The sequence below is a fragment of the Streptomyces sp. CB01881 genome (assembly GCF_002953255.1).
Taxonomy (GTDB): Bacteria; Actinomycetota; Actinomycetes; order Streptomycetales; family Streptomycetaceae; genus Kitasatospora.
Window position 1 is genome coordinate 9,408,037 of record NZ_CP026498.1, and the last position, 19,159, is coordinate 9,427,195.

13 protein-coding genes are annotated in these 19,159 nt (G+C 72.3%); 8 read left to right on the forward strand and 5 right to left on the reverse strand.

The window, feature by feature from the left end; genetic code table 11:
* Positions 1 to 33 precede the first annotated feature (33 nt).
* Both C2142_RS30715 and C2142_RS30720 read left to right on the forward strand, forming a co-directional pair.
* Entirely contained in the window at positions 34 to 900 is an 867-nt protein-coding gene (locus C2142_RS30715) for an alpha/beta hydrolase (protein ID WP_162002597.1), read from the forward strand.
* Positions 901 to 1,065: 165 nt separating this feature from the next.
* A complete protein-coding gene (locus C2142_RS30720; RefSeq protein ID WP_153882833.1) occupies positions 1,066 to 1,242 on the forward strand; it encodes a hypothetical protein in 177 nt (58 codons plus the stop codon).
* 264 nt (positions 1,243 to 1,506) lie between these two features.
* Here the strand turns inward: C2142_RS30720 and C2142_RS30725 are convergent, their stop codons facing one another.
* The 3 genes from C2142_RS30725 to C2142_RS30735 form a co-directional block, all read right to left on the reverse strand.
* Positions 1,507 to 4,317: a type 2 lantipeptide synthetase LanM family protein gene (locus C2142_RS30725; protein ID WP_241003301.1), complete on the reverse strand. Its 2,811-nt coding sequence runs from the start codon at positions 4,315 to 4,317 to the stop codon at positions 1,507 to 1,509.
* Between the two features lie 189 nt (positions 4,318 to 4,506).
* Positions 4,507 to 7,470, reverse strand: coding sequence for a LuxR family transcriptional regulator (locus C2142_RS30730; RefSeq protein ID WP_148646097.1), 2,964 nt, complete (start codon positions 7,468 to 7,470; stop codon positions 4,507 to 4,509).
* Between the two features lie 41 nt (positions 7,471 to 7,511).
* Entirely contained in the window at positions 7,512 to 8,078 is a 567-nt protein-coding gene (locus C2142_RS30735; protein WP_206671055.1) for a flavoprotein, read from the reverse strand.
* Between the two features lie 390 nt (positions 8,079 to 8,468).
* On the opposite strand from C2142_RS30735, the gene C2142_RS30740 reads away from it, so the two are divergent.
* Genes C2142_RS30740 through C2142_RS30750 form a run of 3 tightly spaced genes read left to right on the forward strand, consistent with a single transcriptional unit; the run spans position 8,469 to position 12,328 of the window.
* Positions 8,469 to 9,614 carry a hypothetical protein gene (locus C2142_RS30740; RefSeq protein WP_148646098.1) on the forward strand — a complete coding sequence of 382 codons (1,146 nt, stop codon included), beginning with the start codon at positions 8,469 to 8,471 and terminating at the stop codon, positions 9,612 to 9,614.
* A gap of 30 nt (positions 9,615 to 9,644) precedes the next feature.
* The gene (locus C2142_RS30745) at positions 9,645 to 11,780 is read left to right on the forward strand and encodes a tetratricopeptide repeat protein (RefSeq protein WP_148646099.1); all 2,136 of its coding nucleotides are present in this window, start codon (positions 9,645 to 9,647) and stop codon (positions 11,778 to 11,780) included.
* A gap of 23 nt (positions 11,781 to 11,803) precedes the next feature.
* Complete coding sequence (locus C2142_RS30750; protein ID WP_206671056.1) at positions 11,804 to 12,328, forward strand: flavin reductase family protein; 525 nt, start codon at positions 11,804 to 11,806, stop codon at positions 12,326 to 12,328.
* A gap of 230 nt (positions 12,329 to 12,558) precedes the next feature.
* On the opposite strand, the gene C2142_RS40575 is transcribed toward C2142_RS30750, so the two are convergent.
* Positions 12,559 to 12,783: a hypothetical protein gene (locus tag C2142_RS40575; protein ID WP_241002879.1), complete on the reverse strand. Its 225-nt coding sequence runs from the start codon at positions 12,781 to 12,783 to the stop codon at positions 12,559 to 12,561.
* 68 nt (positions 12,784 to 12,851) lie between these two features.
* Positions 12,852 to 14,216: a glutamate decarboxylase gene (locus tag C2142_RS30760; protein WP_148646100.1), complete on the reverse strand. Its 1,365-nt coding sequence runs from the start codon at positions 14,214 to 14,216 to the stop codon at positions 12,852 to 12,854.
* Between the two features lie 275 nt (positions 14,217 to 14,491).
* Here C2142_RS30760 and C2142_RS30765 point away from each other — a divergent pair, with 275 nt between their 5' ends.
* The 3 genes from C2142_RS30765 to C2142_RS30775 all read left to right on the forward strand — a co-directional run bounded on the left by C2142_RS30765 (position 14,492) and on the right by C2142_RS30775 (position 19,151).
* A complete protein-coding gene (locus C2142_RS30765; RefSeq protein WP_148646101.1) occupies positions 14,492 to 15,679 on the forward strand; it encodes a cytochrome P450 in 1,188 nt (395 codons plus the stop codon).
* 353 nt (positions 15,680 to 16,032) lie between these two features.
* Positions 16,033 to 16,185 (forward strand): hypothetical protein, encoded by a 153-nt coding sequence (locus C2142_RS30770; RefSeq protein WP_153882834.1) that lies wholly within the window; start codon positions 16,033 to 16,035, stop codon positions 16,183 to 16,185.
* Between the two features lie 1,481 nt (positions 16,186 to 17,666).
* Positions 17,667 to 19,151, forward strand: coding sequence for a sugar transferase (locus C2142_RS30775; protein WP_148646650.1), 1,485 nt, complete (start codon positions 17,667 to 17,669; stop codon positions 19,149 to 19,151).
* Positions 19,152 to 19,159: the final 8 nt, after the last annotated feature.

A 19,159-nucleotide genomic window follows, 5' to 3' on the forward strand; every position in this document is an offset into this window, starting at 1 on the left:
ATCGAAAATGGAAACAGTGACCTTGGAGGGAGCATGCGTCAGGCAGCGGGGCGGGCGGTGCGGGTGAACGGCCGGACCGTCCATGTCGAGGAATCCGGCAGCGGGGCGGACTGGGTGGTCTTCGAGGCGGGCGGGGGGATGGGGCGCACCTGCTGGGATCCGGTGCTGCCGTGGCTCACGGACCGGACAAGGATGGTCGCCTACGACCGCGCCGGCTTCGGGCGCAGCGGCCGGACGGCAACCCAGCTGAGCATCGAGGACCTGGCCGCAGACCTGGTCGCGCTGGTCGAGGCGGTTGTCCCCGACCGCTTCGTGCTCGTCGCGCACAGCATGGGAGGGCTGGTCGCACGCCGTGCGGTGGAGGGCCTGGGCCGGCGGCTGCGGGGGATGCTGCTGCTCGATCCGGCAGCGGAAGGCGCGCCGGTCTACGACGCCTTCGACCGGACCGCCGCGAAGGTCGACCGTTCACTGGCCGTGACCCAGGCGCTGTTCCGCTCCCGCCGGCTGGCCCGCCTGGCCAGCGGGAACATCCGCCGGCTGTTCCCGACGGACACCTACGAGACCATGCTCGCCGAGGACTTCGTCCCGTCCGGGACCGCACAGACGAGGAAGGAGATCAAGGCCGTGGCCGCGGCCATCCCCCGCTTCCGCGCCGACCCGCCGGCCCCGCCGACCTGCCGGACCATCCTGCTCTCGGCCTCGCGTCCCCAGGCGGGCCGGTCACGGCACCACGCCGACCTGGCCGCGCACCAGCGGCGCTGGACCGAGTCCCTCCCGGACGGCCGGTTCGAAACAGTCGACTCCGGCCACTTCATCCAGGCCGACCAGCCGAAGATCGTCGCCGACAGGGTCAAGCACCTCCTCGACCACGCCGGCCGGGCAGGTGCCCCGTCGACGTGACCGGATCCGCGCCGCCTGCCCAGGCCTCCGAGCCTGTCCCTGCACGGCGGCACCCTCGCTGAGCTTCGCCGCTTCGTCGGCGAGCTGACCACGTGAGGCGGGTGAGCACGCGCTGGTGCAGTTGCACGGCGGTTTCTGGTGGCTCGTGGGGGCGGGTGGACGTTCATGGAAAACGCGTCGTTCCGCTGGCGGATCGACCTGATCGTGACGACCCCCGGCCTCGCCGACAGGGCCGTCGAGGCCTACGTCGAACGCGCCGCCACCCACGCCGAGCGCTGGAGCGACCACGCGCCCGTCAGCACCGTCTTCGAGCTCGGCCAACTGGCCGACAGCCCGCGATAATTCTCCACCGCTGAGGGGAAGTCGGCGGAAACCAAGGGCTGGACCGACGACCGGTCCGACGCAATGTCAGATGGCCTGCCTGGTGGTGGGGCCGCCCGAGGGCGGCCCCACCACCTGTCTCGGACAATGACGCTTTCTCAGAGGATAATGCTCGCGACGGTGCTTGTGTTTGGATCCCCCTGCCCCAGTGCGACCCCGGCAGCCGCGCCAACGGTCAGGCCGGCGAGGATCGCCACCCGCAGCCGGGCCTGGCGGGCCGCGTGGTCAGCCGCCGTGCGACGCTCGTCGGTCTCCTGCAGCTCGTTGTCCACATTGTCGAGCAGTTCGCCGTCCATCATGGTGATGCCCTCCCTCTCGTTCGACGGGCCCCGGTCCTGCTGCCGGTCGCAACAGCAGCACCGAGGGGATCCTGGGGCCGAAGCCGAGCCGCAGCAGGCCGTAGCCGATGCCGGCCAGTCCGGTCAGCAGGCCGGGTGTGGGCACCTCGCTGGGGGTGCCGCAACGGGCGCCTTGCTGTTCGACGGACCGCACCAGTCGAGCGGCCGTACGGCGATGGCCGGCATCGGTCGGCATCAGCTCCACCAGTGGTTCCAGCAGACCGAGTTCGCCGTGGCGGAGCGAGTGGCCCGGCATCGGCACGCGGTCGGCGAGCAGGGCGAGGTGCTGGTCCGCCTTGCAGGCGCGCAGCGCCCGGCCGACCCAGTCCGGGCACCGGCCGGGGCCGTCGGAGTCCGCCAGGTCCACCGCCGCTCGCTCCCGCAGGGCCCACGCGACGCCCTCGTGGCCGTGGAGGAATCCGGGCCGCTCAGGACGGGGCCGATGGCCCGCCAAGGTCCTGACAGTGTGGGCGAGTTCGGCAGCTGCCGGCAGCCGCGTCTGAGCATGCACGGCCTCGGCCGCGAGCAGGGCACCGGCCAGGCCGTCGGCGATGTCCATGGGGGCTGCCGGGTCGACAGCGGCCGTGTGAAGTGCGGCGAGGCCGGCGGGCAGGGCGGCGCTCAGCTCCGGGGAGTCCAGCAGGGTGGCGAGCCGGGCGGTGGCGTAGCTGATTCCGCCGAGCCCGGAGAAGCCGCCCGGCCCCACGGCACGCGCGAGTTCGGGGTGCTCCGCCAAGAGCCTCAGGAGCTGTGGGAGGACGCGGACGGCCTGGGCGGCGGCCTCCTGATAGCGGACCGCCCCGGTGAGCCGGCCCAGCTCGGCGAGGAACAGCGCCGGGCCGGTGTAGCCGTCGCCGAGCGCCATGCCCATCGGCAACACCGCCCACTGTCCTGGCCAGGCCTCCTGCAGCCCGAGCCAGTTCACCCGGCCCTCGCCCCGACAAACCCGGGAGAGCAGGTCCTCCCCGATCCCCCGTGCGAGCTCCAGCGCCTGGGCACCGGGGTCACCGTCGTAGGCGTCCTCGGATTCGGCAGCGGGGCGCCCCGGAGCATGGCGGCCCGGAGACCGTCGTCCGGCGGCCAGGGAGGCGCGGATCAGCCATGCCTGCCGGTCGAGGTCGCCCTCCGACATCCCCCGGATCGTCCCGGCGGCGGCCGTCAGCCCGGATTCGTCGAGCAGGAACGGGAGTTCACGACCGTCCCAGGTCCGCAGGGTGCGGGCGGCGGGGGTCGTGGTGAAGAACGGGACGTCGCCGGCGAGCAGGTCGGTGAGTTCGTGGGGCGCCAGCACGTGCAGGTGCGGGTAGCCGGTCTCGTCGTGCAGTGCGGCGAAGGCCCGCTCCCGACCGGAGTGGTCGCGCAGCAGCTCCGGCTCGGTCGCCTCGGCGAGCAGCGTCGCATAGCTCTGACTGGGCCGCGCCACCAGGCGCATCGCCTCACCCGCAAAGCGAGACAACATCCCCTGCTCACCGAGCAGTTCATGGGAATGTGCGGCAATCGCCCGGTAGCCGGCGCGGAATCCGCACAGCAGCCGGTCGAGCTGGTCGGCCGGATCGGCGGGTCTCCCGGCCAGCATCGGGCGGTTGTCGGCACCCGGCCAGCGCGCCGGGCGGCGGACCAGCCGCATCAGGTCGGTGCCCGCGTCCGCCCACCCGGGCATCGGGTCCGGCGTCCACTGGTCGGCCTGGCCACCAAGTGCCGAGAGGTCGAGTGAACCGCCGCCGCCGAACCACGGGTTCGGCAGCACCATGGTCCGCTGCACGGACGCGGCGAGCGCCCGGGCGGCCGGATCGGCGCCGCCGTCGGTGACGGGCGCCCAGCACGGGTGGAACAGCGTCTCCACGTCCACCACGACCGGCTGGTCGCGCGCGGCGATGAGGTTCTCGGCATGGATGTCGACCGCGTTCACCACGTGCAGCAGCGCGAGCTGGGCGCCGAGCCGCTCGTAGAACCGCCCGACTTCGGCTTGGGACCGGCATGGGCGCGGCGCGACGTACTCGGCCCAGCCGTACCCCGCCCGCGGCAGCAACCGAACGGCTCGCGCCGCCAGTTGGGGCTGGCGTCCGCCGAACCAGGCGAGCAGTTCGTTCCACCGGGCGTGCAGACCGAGCGGGCGCGGCTTGTACACCAGGCGCTGCCCGCCGTCGAACTCCAGCACGGCGACGGACCGGCCCGCCGCATGCGGGTCCCCCAGTCCGAAGCGGACCCGGGTCAACCGACCGGGCTCGCCGTCGAGCAGGGCGGCGGTGAGCTGCTCCCGGTCCGCGTGGAGCCGCTCCAGCAGTTCGGTGGCTGCGGCCACGGTGCGCGTGCACCGTTCGGCCAGCAGCCGGGCCAGCACGGGATGACGGTGCAGCACCGCGCCCAGGGCCGGTCCGGCGGCGACCTCGCACAGGAACGCGTCGAACCGCTCCCGCCCGTCCTGCCCGGTCAAGGTTCCGGCCCGGCGCGCGTGTCCCAACTCCTGTACCAGTGTGCGTCCGGCCAGCCGCACCAAGCCGCCGGCCAGGTGGTGCCGTGCACCGGCCCACACCACTCGCCGATCTGCCGCGGCAGGGTTCACCGCCGCGAAGTGGCGGGAGGCGGTGAGCAGGAACGGCCGCAGCGGATGCAGCAGTCGGCCCTCGGGGCCGGTCCCGGGGAGCGAGCGGATCCGCCCGCCGGGCGCCGACTCGGCGAGGCGCAGCGTCTGTTCCACCAACTCGGCCCAGCGTGGCGTTCGCCCGGGCGGCAGGGCATCGCGTTCGGCCGGCGACAGTGCGGGCAGCCACCAGGCGCCAGATGCCGCGGGCAGCGGAACCGACTGAGTCGTCTGCACTGTCACTCCACAACTCTGACACACCATCGCCCACTCTGACAGGGTGGCGCATCAGATTTCCCGGCAGGCCTAGCGTGCGGCGAGGAAGTCCGCCACGAAATCGCACAGCTGGGCGCGGGTGGCGGAGTTGGTCTTGCCGATCAGACTGGCGATGTGTTTCTCGACCGTCCGGGGAGAGATCTGCAGGCGGGCGGCCACGGCCTTGTTGCCGACGCGTTCGACCAGCAGGCAGAAGACGTCGTACTCGCGCAGGGTGACGCCGAGCGCGACGAGTTCGGCCGGAATCCGGTCCGTGCCGGTGCGGCGCTGCCCGACCGGAGCGCCCAGCGAACGCAGCCGGGAGCGGCACGCGGCGGCGACGGCGTCGGCACCCGAGTGGTGGAAGTACGTCTCGGCCTCGGTCAACCAGTCGCGGACCGCCCCCCATCCGTCGGTGACCGCGGCGTCAGCGACCAGACGCAGGCCGAGGTGACGAGCCGTCGGGAAGATCACCGCGTCGGCCTGCGCAGCGCGGCACGCCGCCACCGCCTCGGCCGGGCGACCTTCCCGACCGTACAGGACCGCCCGGGCCAGGCCGACGAACTGCCGGTTCCACCGCATCCGGCCCGCCTGACTCGCGGTGATCCGTTCGACCTCTGCCCAGTCGGCTCGCCCGGCCAGCACGGACAGCAGCAGGACCAGCCCGTGGCTGCCGGCGAGGTGGAAGTAGTTCTCCTCGTCCGGCGGGGCGGCGGCGGCCAGCCGCGCAGCCAGCTCCGCCGCCTGCTCGTGGTCCTCCTCCAGCAGCGCGCAGAACAGCTCGGCCAGACCGAGCACGAGCGGCGCCTCCCGCGACTCGTTCCCACCGCTGGTCCGGAACCGGGCGAGCGCCGCCCGCAGTTGGAGCCTGCGGGCCCGGTGGGCGGCGGCCACCGCGCCCACCATCAGGGCGTACCGGGACACCGAGTGCAACTGCAGTCGCTCGGTCTCGGCCCTGGAGCCGTCCAGCAGGGCCGCGGCCCGGTCGAAGTCGGCTCGCAGCACCGCGTCGAGCGCCAGCATCGCCCCGACGTTGTGCGCCAGGCTCACGCAACCGGTTCGCATCGCCTCCTGGTGGGCGTGGTGCAGCCCGTCCAGGTCGGCCTCGGCGAGCCAGGCGTTGCTGCCCAGGCCGATCAGCCCGTGGTTGTGCCAGCTCACCTGGCGGCTCTCGGCGGCCATCCGCAGCGTGCGGCGGAAGCACCGGTCGGATTCGGCCAGGGAACGCCCACGGGTCGCGAAACCCATCGCGTACCACGCCTGGCAGGCCAGTGCGTGGTCACCGCGCTGTTCCGCGCCCTCGATCGCCCGGCGGGCCAGTTGCTCGCTGCGGCCGATCCGCCCCTGCTCCGCCGTCGACACCGTCAGGTAGGCCTCGACCACGTCGATGCCCGCGGTGTCCCGCGCACCCGCCCCCTCGGGCAGCAGCTCCCGGGCCGCGCGGACCTGTTCCAGTCCCACGTCCCACTGCCCGGCCACCTGCGCCGCCCAGGCCAGCCGCACGTGCAGCTCGACCCGGCGTCCCGGATCGGCCTCGACATCGGCCCGGCGCAGTTGCTGCGCCACCTCGGTGGCCCGGTCGAGCCGGCCGTCGTCCGCCAGGGCGAGCAGCAGGGTCTCCAGCAACTCCCGTCGCACGCCCGCCGGTACGGCGTCGTCAGGCAGGTGGATGTCCGATCCGTCGACAGGCCCCAAGGCCGACCGGGCTTCGTGCAGCGCCGCGATCGCCGTTCCGGGCCCGTGGCCGGCCAGGGCACGGCGGGCCACCTCCAGGTAGCGGACGGCGGCGGTCCGGCGGTCCCCCGCCTGCCCGTGCAGCCGCGCGGCCACCAGGCACCACGTGCCGGGCAGGCTCGGGTCGAGCTCGTTCATGGCCGCCACGGCCCGGGCGGCGAGCTCGGCCCGGTCGGCCGGCGTGAGCCGGTCGAGCAACGCCTCCTGGGTCAGCGGATGTTCGAAGGCGTACCAGTCGGGCCCACGCTCGTCGTCCGGCACCAGCAGGCCGTCGACGACGGCGGAGCGCAGCGAGACGGCGGGCTCGTGGTCGTCCGGCGCGGCGCAGCGCCGCGCCACCGACAGCGGGAAGCTGCGGCCCAGCACTGCGGCGGCCGACAGCAGCCGGAGCGTCTGCGGTCCGAGCCGCTCCGCCCGCTGCTCGACCGCCCGGACCAGGGTGAACGGGATGGCCGCGCGGCTGGTGCCGACCAGCCGCCAGCGGCCCTCGGTGCGTACGAGTCGGCCCTCGGCGCGCATGCCGCGGATCAACTCGGCGGCGGTGAACGGGATTCCGCTGCTGTCGGCGAGCACCCGGTCGGACACCGCCACAGGCAGTTCGTCCGGCGGGCAGCCGAGACAGTTCGCGGTCAGCGCGTGCACCTGCGCGGCACCGAGCCGGCCGAGTCTCAACAGGCCGGCTTCCCCGCGCTGGGCCAGCGTGTCCGCGAGCGAGTGGGCGGCGCCCGGCGTGTCCCGCAGGGTGGCGACGACGGCGACCGGCAGCAGGGCCAGGTTGGCCGCCAGATACTCCAGGACCGCCAGCGTCTCGGGGTCCGCGTCGTGCAGGTCGTCGATGACGAGCAGGCAGCCGCGCTCCCGGCCGCAGGCGGCGGCCAGCCGGACCACGGCCTCGGCCAGCACGATCGGCGACCGGTCGCAGGCGTCCCCGATCGCCCACTCGGGTACCAGGCGGCCCAGCACGGGCAGGTACGGTCCGAGCGCGTCGGTGGGCGGCGCGCCACCGGCCCGGGCGAGTGACAGCAGTGCCTCGGTGAGCGACCGGTACGGCACGGCCGGGCCGGTGGCGATGCAGCGGCCCTTGAGCACGGTCATCCCGGCCTCCCGGGCCAGCGTGATCGCCTCGCCGGCCAGTCTGGTCTTCCCGATCCCCGGCTCTCCGGTCACGCACACCGTGCCGCCCCGCGACTGCCGCGCGTCCTGCAGGACGCGGTCCAGCAGGACGAGTTCGTCCTCGCGTCCGACGAGTCCACTGAACCGGTCCACGCGCGGTTCCGTCATCGTGATCCCCTCCGGTCTGCCGATCCCGATCAAGGCGCACCCTATGCCGACTCGTCGTCGCCGTTGAGGGCGTCCTCCAGCCACTTCACGACCGTCTCGGCGGCCTCGTCGGGCCCCGGCATGGCAGGCCCGACGCCGTTCTCCTTCTGCCACAGCAGGAACATCTCGCGCTCGGTCGGCTCGACCACGGTGTGGCCGTCGGCGCGCAGCGTACTGACGTGACGTCGGGTCGCGGGCTTGCGCCACATCGAGCCGTTCATGTTCGGGAAGAACAGTGCGGGCCGCTCGTGGGCCAGCAGTACCGTCTGGGCCGGCGTGGCGGCCAGCCCGAGTGCCGCCGCAGCCAGGGTGTTGGCGGTGGCGGGCAGCACCACCAGGCCGAGCGAGCGGTGCGCGAACTCGGTGGGGTTGAGGGTCGGGTCGTCGGCGACGTACACCTCGTCCGCGTGCCAGGCCAGTACCTGGGGGTGGACGAAGCGCGCGGCGCTCGCGGTCAGCAGGACCCGTAACGGCAGGTCGATCTCCTGGCGGAGGAAGACGAGGTAGTTCGGCAGGTCCTTGGCCGCGATCGAGCCACAGGCGATCACGGAGAGGGCGTCATTTCGCATGGCTCGGATGGTGTCCGAACCCGGGCCGACCCCGGTATGGGGATCGAGCCCCCGTTTTCCGTCCCGGCTCCCGGCAGGAAGACGGGGAGCGACTACCCATGTCCGCCCACCGGGCGCCGTGCCATCGTCGGAGTCGCCGATCCGCCACCAGGGCGGGCGGTGCCAACCCACCTCTCCATCAAGGGAGTCGAACCATGAAGAAGATCGCTGTGCGCAAGACCGGTTCCATCAAGCTCACCTCGCCGGCGTCCTACGTCCTGGTGGTCTGCTGACCCGGTGACACCCCCGGGCCTGCGTGCAGCCAGCACGCAGGCCCGGGTTCGTCCCGCCGCACCCGCCCGAGCGGGCCGCACCCGTCCGGGAGGCCCGCACCCCTCCGAGGGAGAGATCATGGCGACCACCGACCTCGCGTTCCATCCGCTCACCTTCGTCACCGAACGCGACGGCACGCTGGTGGGCCGGCCCGACACCGGGTCCTTCGCACTGCTCCCGGAGGACGGCGCGGCGCTGCTGCGACGCCTGGCCGACGGCATGCCGCTCGCCGAGGCCGCCGCCTGGTACGACGCGGCCTACGGAGAGCCGGTCGACCTGGCCGACTTCATCGAGACCATGCGCGATCTCGGCTTCGTCCACGAGCCCGGCGCCGCCGCCGAGCCCGTGCCCGTACGCCTCCAGGCCTGGGGACGTGCCATGTTCTCGCCGCTCGGCTGGAGCTGCTACGCGCTGATCACCGCACTGGCGATCGCGGCGATGATCTACGAGCCCCGACTGCAGCCGCACACCCGGAACCTGTTCTTCGTCCCGTCCCTGGTCGCGGTGGAGGTGACCCTCGCCGCGCTGCAGATGCCACTCATGCTCTGGCACGAGGGCTGGCACGTCCTGGCCGGCCGCAGGCTCGGCCTGCCCACCGGCCTGGGCATCGGACGACGGCTCTACTTCGTGGTCTTCGAGACCCGGCTCGATGCGCTGTTCGGTGTGCGGCCCGCGCAGCGCTACCTGCCCTTCCTGGCCGGGATGCTCGGCGAGGTCGTGCTCTTCGGCGCGCTCACCCTCGCGGCGGCGGTCGACCTCGCGACCGGACCGTCCTGGGCCGGGCGGTTCGCCCTCGCCGTGGCGTACCTGATCCTGCCCCGGCTGGCCTGGCAGTTCCTGATCTTCCTGCGCACCGACCTCTACTACGTCCTCGCCACGGCCCTGGGCTGCGCCGACCTGCACGAGGTGGGTTCGGCCTATCTGCGCCACCGTCTGGGCCGGGGCGGCTGGGCGGAGGACCGCTGGACGGCGCGGGAGCGGGCGCTGGCCCCTTGGTACGCCCTGCTGACCGCGATCGGCACCGCCTTCCTGCTGGTCGCCGCCGTGTTCACCGTCGTCCTGCCGGCCGTGACGTTCGCCCGGCGACTCGCCGACGGCATCGCGCAAAGCTCGCTGAGCGACAGCCGGCTCTGGGATGCCGCCGTCGCCCTGCTCGTCATCGTCGTCCAGGTCGTCGTGCTGCCCCTGCTGGTCGGCCGCAGGCAACGCCGCGCCGCCGCGTGACCGGCCCGCGCACTCACGAAAGGAAAACCCGTGACCTCCCACACCTGGCGCCTCCAGCCCGAAGGCACCGCGCACGACGACCGGTACGACGCCCGAGCCGACTGCCACCGGCGGCTGCGCGGACCGTACACCGGTCTGGGCACCCTGCTGCGCTCACTGGTGCCGGATGCGCACCGGGCCCGCCCGGAGCTCGTGGCGCACCACGCCGTCGAAATCCTGTCCGCTGCTCCGGAACTCAAGGACCTGATCGGCGCCGGACCGCAGACCCTCACCTCGCTGGCCGTGCCCAACGAGCGCACCCGCCTCTACCCGGCGAAGCGCACCCGCCGTCTCGCCCACGGCATCATCGAGTTCCTGCACGGCCACGCCCGCGAGCGCGGCCACGCGCTGGCCCTGCGCTTCGACCGGGTCGACGAGGCCGATCACACCGACCAGGAGTTCCTCGCCATCCTGCTGCGCCGGGCCCTGCCGGACCTGGTGATGGTCACCGTGCACACCGGCGGCGCCGACCTGATCCCCGAACTCACCACGGCTCTCGCCGCCCATGCCACCCACACCATCGCCCAACATCCCGACGAGCACGAAAACCTGACGGATCATCAGAAGCTGGCCCTGGCCTACGTCGAGTCCGACGGCACCTCCCACGACCCCGCTGAACAAGCCGCCTACCGCCGCGTCGACGCCGCCGAGCGGGCCCGACTGCACGACCAGCGGGCGGCCGAGCTGCGCCGCAGCGGAGACTGGAGCCTGTGTCTCGGGGCGATCCCCTATCACCTGGAGCACGGCAGCGACCGGGAGGCGGCCGCCGACGCGTTCCTCGAAGCCGCCGAGTACCTGGTCTCGATGGGCTTCTACCACTCGCTGCTCGACGTGGCCGGACGTGGCACGGCCCTGATGGACCCGGCCGAGGAGCCCCGGAAGTACTGGATGCTGGGCACCAAGGTCACCACCGCACTGGCGATCCTCGGCCGGCCGGAGGAGGCCGAACGGCGCTACATCGAGCTGCGCGCCATGTTCGACCAGCCGATGCTGCACATCTTCTCCGGCTACGCCCTGGCCATGCTCTACACGCGCTACTACCCGGCCGAGCACAAGGACCACCAGCTGGCCAAGGCCCACCTGCACAACGTGCTCGCGATGGCCTCCCTGCTGCCGGACCACGACCAGCGTGTCTTCCAGTCGGTCTTCAACCGCAACGGCCTGGCCCTGGTGGAGCTCCAGCTGGGCAACCCGACCGAGGCGCTGCGCCTGGTCAGCACCGGTCTGGCCGACATCGACCGCGAACTCCCCGCCGAGAAGCACCGCTTGCACCGCTCCGTGCTGGTCCACAACCGGGGCCGGGTGTACACCGCGCTCGGCCGGCTGGAGGAGGCGCTGGCCGACATCGACACCGTCATCGAGCTGGATCCCAACTACCCGGACTACTACTTCGACCGGGCCGACGTGCGGCGCCGGATGGGCGACCTGCCCGGCGCGTTGGCCGACTACAGCGAGTCGATCACCTTCGCCGCGCCGTTCTGGGAGATGCACTACAACCGGGCCGACCTGCGCCTGGAACTGGGTGACCTGGCGGGCGCGATCGCGGACCTGGGGTACGTACTCGAACTGGAACCCGACGAGCTGGACGCCCGGATCAACCTCGCCAGCCTGCTGCGGGAGCAGGGCGATGCGGCGGGCTCGCTGACCCAGGTCGAGGAGGGGCTGCGCCACCATCCGGGCGACGCCCGCCTGCTGTGCGCCCGGGGGCTGCTGGCGCTGGACGCGGGCGCCGACCAGGAGGCGCTGCGCGACTTCGACCTGGCGCTGACCGCCGAGCCGGACCTGGTGAGCGCGCTGGCCAACCGCGCGGCCCTGGTACTGGAGACGGGCGACCACCGCACCGCAGTCGCGGATCTCACCCGGGCGCTGGCGATCGAGGCCGACGATCCGGACCTGCTCTACAACCGTGGTTACGTCCACCAGAGCGCCGGTGACTGGGAGTCGGCCCGCCGCGACTACACCGCCGCACTGCTGCTGCCCGGTGCCGACCGGGCCGACCTGCTGCGACAGCGCGCCGAATGCCACCTCGCGCTGGGGGATCCGACGGCCCATCAGGCCGACCTGGCGGCGGCCGAGTCGGCTGCGAGCTCGCCGAACGCGGTCGCGGATCCGGTGAGGGTGTCGTGACGGCCGGACCGGATCCTGGCACCGTGACCGGTCCGGTGACGCCCCGGCCGCAGCCCCCGGCCGTCAGCGGACCGGCCCTGCGGAGCGTCATGCGCCGCTGGGCCACGGGGGTCGCCCTGGTCACCGCCACGGCCCAGGGCCGGCCGACCGGTTGCACGGCCAGCTCCTTCACCTCGGTCTCGCTCAGCCCGCCGCTCGTGCTGGTGTCGCTGTACCGGAGCAGCCGCACCCTGGCCGCGATCACCAGCCAGGGTGCCTTCGGCATCAACCTGCTCGGCCGCCATCACCAGGACCTGGCCGACCGGTTCGCCACCGCACCGGCCGAACAGCGGTTCACCGGCGTCGGCCACCGGCTGGTCCGGGACGTCCCGGTGATCGACGAGGCGATGGCGGCCCTGGTGTGCCGGGTCGAGCGCACCGTCGCCACCGCCGACCACCTGCTCGTGCTGGGGCAGCCCATGTGGTGCGACCAGAACGGTGCCGCCGACCCCCTGGTGCACTTCGGAAGCCACTACCAGTGTCTGGCCGTGGGATCGGCACGTGCGTGATCCGGTCGCTCGTCCGTGGGGGACGAACAGTGGGACCACGGGTGATCATCGGCGCCGTCCCGGCGGGTACGACCTCGGTGCCGCGGCTCGCCGAGCGGACGGAGTGAGGCGGATCCGGCAGTCGGCGCCGGCGGGGGCGCGGCATCGAGGTCGTCGGTGCCGCGGCCCGGGCGGTGCGGCGCCAGGCCTCGCCTACGGCGCCGCGCTCACTCGCCCCGGGGCGGCGCGGGCTACGTCTCCAGGCCCGCCGGCGTCCGGTAGCAGGACATCACCCGGGCGATGGAGGAGTCCGGCTCCCGGCCCTCGCGGATGGCGGCGACGAACGCGCGGTCCTGCAGTTCGATGCCGTCCGTCGACGCTCCGGTGACCGTGGCGTACGACCGCGAGTTCTGACCGCAGCCAGGAAGCCGGGCTGCCTGTCCTTGATCGGCAGCCCGGCCGGGACCGACGCGCACGGCGGCCGTCCGGCGGCCCGTCGGCACCCGCGCTGTCGCCCGGCCCCGAAGGGCGCCGGCTGCGACCGTCAGTAGCCGCTGCCGCGCTTGACCTGGGCCCGCTCGACCTCGGTGGTCGCCCCCTTGTGGTCCAAGGTGGCACACGCATCGGCGATGTCCTGGGTCAGGCGGTCGATCTGGCCGCGGCTCAGGGTCTCCTTGACCAGCGCCCTGAGGATCTTCACCCGCTCCGCTTTGGGCGGGAGCGTGTACGCCGGCACCATCCAGCCGCGCTCGGCCGAGAGTTGCCAGGCGATGTCGGACTCGTCGTAGGAGTGCTTGCCGGCGAGGCGGAAAGCGACCAGCGGCAGCTGTTCGAGATCGCTGCCGATCACTTCGAAGCGGCCGCTGTCACGCAGGTTCTCCGCCAACGCGTGGGCGTTCGTCTGCATCGTCTCCATGACGTAGGTGTAGCCCTGACGGCCCAGCCGCACGAAGTTGTAGTACTGCGCGAGCACCATCGACGCGCCGGTCGAGAAGTTCAGCGTGAACGTCGCATCGGTCTTGCCCAGGTAGTTCTCGTAGAACACGAGGTCCTTGGCCAGATCCGACTCCTCGCGGAAGACCAGCCAGCCGATGCCGGGGTAGACCAGGCCGTACTTGTGTCCCGAGACGTTGATCGATCGGACCTGCTCTAGCCGGAAGTCCCATTTCGAGTCCGGGTAGAGGAAGGGCCACACGAAGCCGCCGCTGGCGCCGTCCACGTGGATCGGGATGTCGAGGTCCCGCTTCTTGCGGATCTCCCGCAGGAGCTTGTCGATCCCGACGACGTCGTCCTTGTGGCCGGTGAACGTGGTGCCGACGACGGCGACGACGCCGATCGTGTTCTCGTCGAGGTGGGGCTCCACGTCCTCCGGGCCGATCGTGTACTTGCCCTCGGCGAGCGGCACGATCCGCGGCTCGACGTCGAAGTAGCGGCAGAACTTCTCCCACACGACATGAACGTCACCGCCGAAGACCAGGTTGGGCCGGTCGGCCGACAGGTTGGCCGCCTTACGACGCTCCCGCCACTTCCACTTCAGCGACAGCGCGCCGAGCATGATCGCCTCGGACGAGCCCTGGGTCCGGCACCCGGTGGTCCTGCCCGGCGCGTTGAAGAGGTCGGCGAGCATCCGCACGCAGCGCTGCTCGATCTCGGCGGAGATGGGGTACTCCGCATGATCGATGAAGTTCCGGTGGAGGTTCTCGGCGATGATCCGCTGCGCCTCCGGCTCCATCCACGTGGTGACGAACGTGGCGAGGTTGCGCTGCGGGTCGCCCTCCATGACGAGGTCCTCATCCACCAGCCGCATAGCGTCCGTCGCGGTCATGCCCTCCTCGGGAAAGGTCTCCGAGGGAGCGGGCACGGTCAGGAAACGGTTACCGAACAGGTCCCCGACATCACTCTTGGTCATGTCGGCGACTCAACCAGTTCCGGGCCGGGAGCCGTGCTCAGGACTCGTGCGCCGAATCGAAAGCACCCGAACGGTCTACCTTCCCGGTCCGCTCGCACGCCGTCTGCAAGGCCATCACGACCCGGCACCGCAGGCGACCGGCGAGTCCGCCCGCGCCGGGGGTCTCCGCGCTGTGGCTACGCTCGGTCCCTCAGCAGTACGCGACCAATGACATCGTCCGCACCGCCGTGGCCGCCCAGCGGCAGACGGCACTTGAAACGGCACAGGGATCGACCATGGCCTCCTCACCCTTCGCCGACCCGGCGTTCTACGCAGACCGCTACCCCACCTACGCCGCCCTGCGCGCGGCCTCCCCCGTCCTGCAAGTGTCCTTGGACGGCGGTGCCGCCACCGCGGCGGTCGTCACCGGCTACGACGAGGCCCGGCAGGCATTCACCGCCCCGCTGTCGAAGGACACCGGCGCGTACTTCGCCGGCCGACCGTCCGGCGGCCGGTCCCTGCACCCGGCCGTCGCACGCACCATGCTCGCCACCGATCCGCCCGAGCACACCCGGCTCCGGCGGCTGGTGACCAGGGCGTTCACGCCGGCCCGGGTCGACGGTCTGCGCCCCTACATCCGTTCGCTCGCCGAGCAGCTCGTGGGGACGTGGGAGCCCGGCACCGAGGTCGACCTCGTCGAGGAGCTGGCCGGGCCCCTGCCGGTCACCGTCATCTGCCAGCTCCTGGGAGTCCCCCCGGTCGACCGCCCCTCGATCCGCTCCTGGTCGACCGACCTGTTCGCCACCGGCGACCACCGGCGGATCGACGCCGCGTCCCACGCCGTGGCCGGCTACATGTCGGAGCTGATCGGCAGCAAGCGCACGCGCCCGGACCGCTCGCTGCTCTCCGACCTGATCGCGGTCCACGACGAGGACGCCGGCCGGCTCAGCGAGGACGAGCTGCTCTCCCTCGCCGTGCTGCTGCTGGTCGCCGGCCACGAGACCACCACCGCGGCGATCGGCAACGCCGTGCTGGCGCTGCTCCAGCACCCCGCCGAGCTGGAGCGCCTGCGCACCGACCCGCACCGCATCCGGACCGCCGTCGACGAGCTGCTCCGGTACGACTCCGCGGTCAGCATCGCCACCTGGCGGTGGGCACCCGAGGAGGTGGATCTCAGCGGCACCGCGGTGCCCGCCGGCAGCCCGGTCTTCGTGTGCCCGGGCGCGGCCAACCGCGACCCCGGGAGGTTCCCCGACCCCGACCGGCTCGACCTCGGCCGCGCGAACGCCGCCGGCCATCTGGCCTTCGGCCACGGGATCCACCGCTGCCTCGGCGCACCGCTGGCCCATGCGGAGGTCGAGATCGTGCTCGGCGTCCTCCTGGAGCGCTTCCCCCGTCTGCAGCTGGCGGCCCCTGCCGACCGGCTCGTCCGGCGGCAGTCCCGGCTGGTCCGCGGCCTCGTCGCCCTGCCGGTGAGCCTCTAGGCGCTTGCGGTGGGGGGTCGGGATCCTCACCTTCCCCGCACCGCAAGCCCCGGCTCTCCGCCGCTGCGGACCACTTTCCGGAGAAGCCTCGGGCGAGGCCCGTCTGCGCTCTCCCGGCGTGTCCGATCACGTGCCGACGACCAGGCGGACCGGCGCTGGACGGCGGACGGCCACACCCGGCACACCCATTGCTCACCAACCGACAGGCCTTTAAACAGTAGGACAACAACCCACTCTGACTATGAATTGGCGAGCGAAGCGCGAATGTTGATGTAGAATCATAGGCGCAAGGGTGCCTTGGGGTCGATGCTGAAGCCATCGGCAGGTCACCCGCCGACAGGGGGAACGACGTCATGAACCACCATCTCGACACCGCGCGCGCCATCATCAACGAGCGGATGCGGGAGGCCGAGCAGCACCGCCTCGCCCACGCGCTGCACCTGAAGAACCGCGCCGAAGCCAAGACCCGGCGGGCACGCCTGCTCCTCGCCCGCCTCGGCGGATGAGCATCGCCCCGGCAGGCCGTCACCCACAGCGTGACGGCCGGACCAGTGGTCGGCCGTCGGGTCGTTGACCTGGGAGCAGCGCAACGGAAGCCTCCGCGCGGACGGGCTCAGGACGCGGCGCGCAGGCCCTTGCGGGATGTCGAGGTCGGCGGCCCGTCGGTAGTGCCCGGCCCTGGTGAGCCGGTCGAGGTGCTCGCGCTTCGCCGCCAGGCGCTTCCCAGTGACGGGCACCGCGCCGGCGGACCCGCCGGCGGCCCCGTCCACGGACTCCGACGAGCCGGGTGCCGCCTTCCCGCTGCGGGCGTCCTCCGGACTGCGGCGCAGCACGCCTGCCGGATCGACGCGGCACACGGCGACACGAACGCCCCGACCGGCAGCGCGCACTGGGTGCCCGGAAGCCGTGTCCTCCCACAGCATCGCGAGGAACAGCGGGACGAGGCCGGAGCGGACCGCTCCGCCTGAGCCGGCGTCACCTGATCCCGAAGTCGTTCCGTCAACTCGGCCGGCGCCGCGGTGAAAGGCGACGCTCCGCCGCCGGGCCTCGAAGGGCCGAGGAACCGGCCCTCGCGGTGGTCCAGGGTGACGGCGTCGTCGGTGGAGACCAGGACCTTGCGGCTCCCTCCGCCCGGTACGCCGCATCCGCCCAGTCCTTCGCCGGCCGGAACGCCCGGTCCACCTCGGGTCCGACACCAAGGACCACCTCGGGCCAGGGCCCGCCGCGCGGCACTGCCCCGGTCGCCTGCCGCAGCCGCTCCAGAGCGTCCCCGAGGTCTCCGCGGTGCGGGTTTGCCGGATCCCGCGCCGCCTGGCCCGCACCCTCACCGCACGGCGCCGACGGACAGGTGGCATCGCCCGAGCCCTGAGCGCGGCCCGGCCGGCAGTGGCGGGACGCCTCGGGATTGCCGGTGCCCGCAGCCCGGAGAACTCCCGCATCACCAGTCACAATGAACGTCTTCCGTCTCAGGAAACCCGTGCTGTCACCATTCATCGGATCAAGCATCAAATATCGAGCACGCGTTTCACACATCGCCCCCTTCGGACGGCCCCGATGCTCTAGATTGACTGTCACTTCGCACAGTTGGAAGCGGAGCGGCAAATGATGATCTACAGGTCCGGCGCCGCGGACGGCGAGCAGCCGTGTCCCCGGCGGAAGACGTGGAGGTGATCAATTCCTGGCGCCCGAGTGGGGCCTCGGGCGTGGAGGGCAACCGTCGACGGTTTCCCGTACGCCTCGGGACCCTGGCGGGATATTCACATCCGCCGGCGCCCGGGTGGGATGTTCACGTGGCACCGCAATAGGCGGTTGGCACCGCAATAGGCGGTTTGCCATTCGGGGGGGGCGGGGCGTCCCCGAGGGGAACAGTGCGGCACGGGAGGCGGGGCCTCCCGAGGGGAGGAACAGGGCGGGAGGCGCAGGTCTCCCGGGGGGAGGAACCGTGTGGAGCGAACACGTCGAACCCACTGCCGACCTGGAGGGGGCCGTGGAGCAGGGGGAAGGAGAATTAGTCGGCCCGTTTCTACCGGCGCGGGGGCGTCGGCTGAACGGGAGAATCAGCCGGCCCGCGATCGACTGGGAGCAGCAGTACCGCCGTGCTGTGATCATCAGCGATACCGCGGCCACCGCCTTCGTGGTGGCGGCGATAGGCCGATTCTTCGGGGTCCGGCACGCGGCCAACTGGCACGAGAAATGGGGAATTCTCGCCTTCTGCACCGAGCTGCTGGTGATGGGATCGCTTGCGGTGACCCGGTCGTGGGCTCCGGCCGTGCTCGGCCAGGGCGCCGAGGAATTCCGCCGGCTCGGACGCTCATTGTTCACGGCCGCCGTCGTCCTGGCGCTCGGCGGGATCGCCCTCACCTCGCACAACATCAAGCTCTGGGTGTTCGTCGCGATCCCGGCGATCACGCTCACCACCATGACCGAGCGGTATCTGCTGCGCCTGTGGCTGCACAAACAGCGGAAAGAAGGACGGTGCCTGCGCCCGGTGCTCGCTGCCGGGAGCCCGGCCACCGTGCGCGACCTGATCGCCCGGACCCGCAAGTTCCCGCACCTCGGCTGGCGGGTGGAGGCGGTGTGCACGTCGCACGGTCTCGGGCCCAACCGTGACCGGCTGGACGAAGTGCCGGTCGTCGGCCGGCTGACGGAGGTCGCCAATCACGTCCGCCGCGACGGCTACCGGGTCGTCGCGGTCACGCCGGACCCGCACTGGTCACCGGACCGGCTGCAGCGGCTGGCCTGGAACCTCGAAGGCGGCGACGCCGAGATGGTCGTGGCCCCCGTGCTGATGGAGGTGGCCGGCCCGCGGCTGCACGTCGATGCGGTGCTCGGGATCCCGATGCTGCGGGTCAGCATGCCGGCCTTCACCGGGGGTCACCGGGCGGTCAAGGAGGTCGTCGACCGACTGGGTGCCGCGGTCCTGCTGATCCTGTTCGCACCGCTGATGCTGCTCGTCGGGCTGCTCGTGCTGGTGGACAGTCCGGGCGGGGCCTTCTATCGACAGCACAGGGTGGGCAAGGACGGCCGGGAGTTCACCCTGGTCAAGTTCCGCACCATGGTCGCCGGGGCCGACCGGGCACGGGCCGCACTGGCCGACCGCAACGAGGGCGCCGGCCTGCTGTTCAAGCTCCGCCGGGACCCGCGGGTGACCCGGGTGGGAGGAGTGCTGCGCCGGTACTCGATCGACGAGCTCCCGCAGCTGCTCAACGTGGTCACCGGCTCGATGTCGCTGGTCGGTCCGCGGCCTCCGCTACCGGAGGAGTCCGCCGCGTACGGCCCGGACATCCGGCGGCGGCTGCTCGTCAAGCCCGGGCTCACGGGCCTGTGGCAGATCAGCGGACGCAGCGACCTGCCGTGGGAGGAGGCGGTCCGGCTGGACCTGCGGTACGTGGAGGACTGGTCGCTCGCCCTGGACGCGGTGATTCTCTGGAAGACGCTGCGCGCGGTGCTGCAGGGGCGGGGGGCCTACTGATGCGCGGG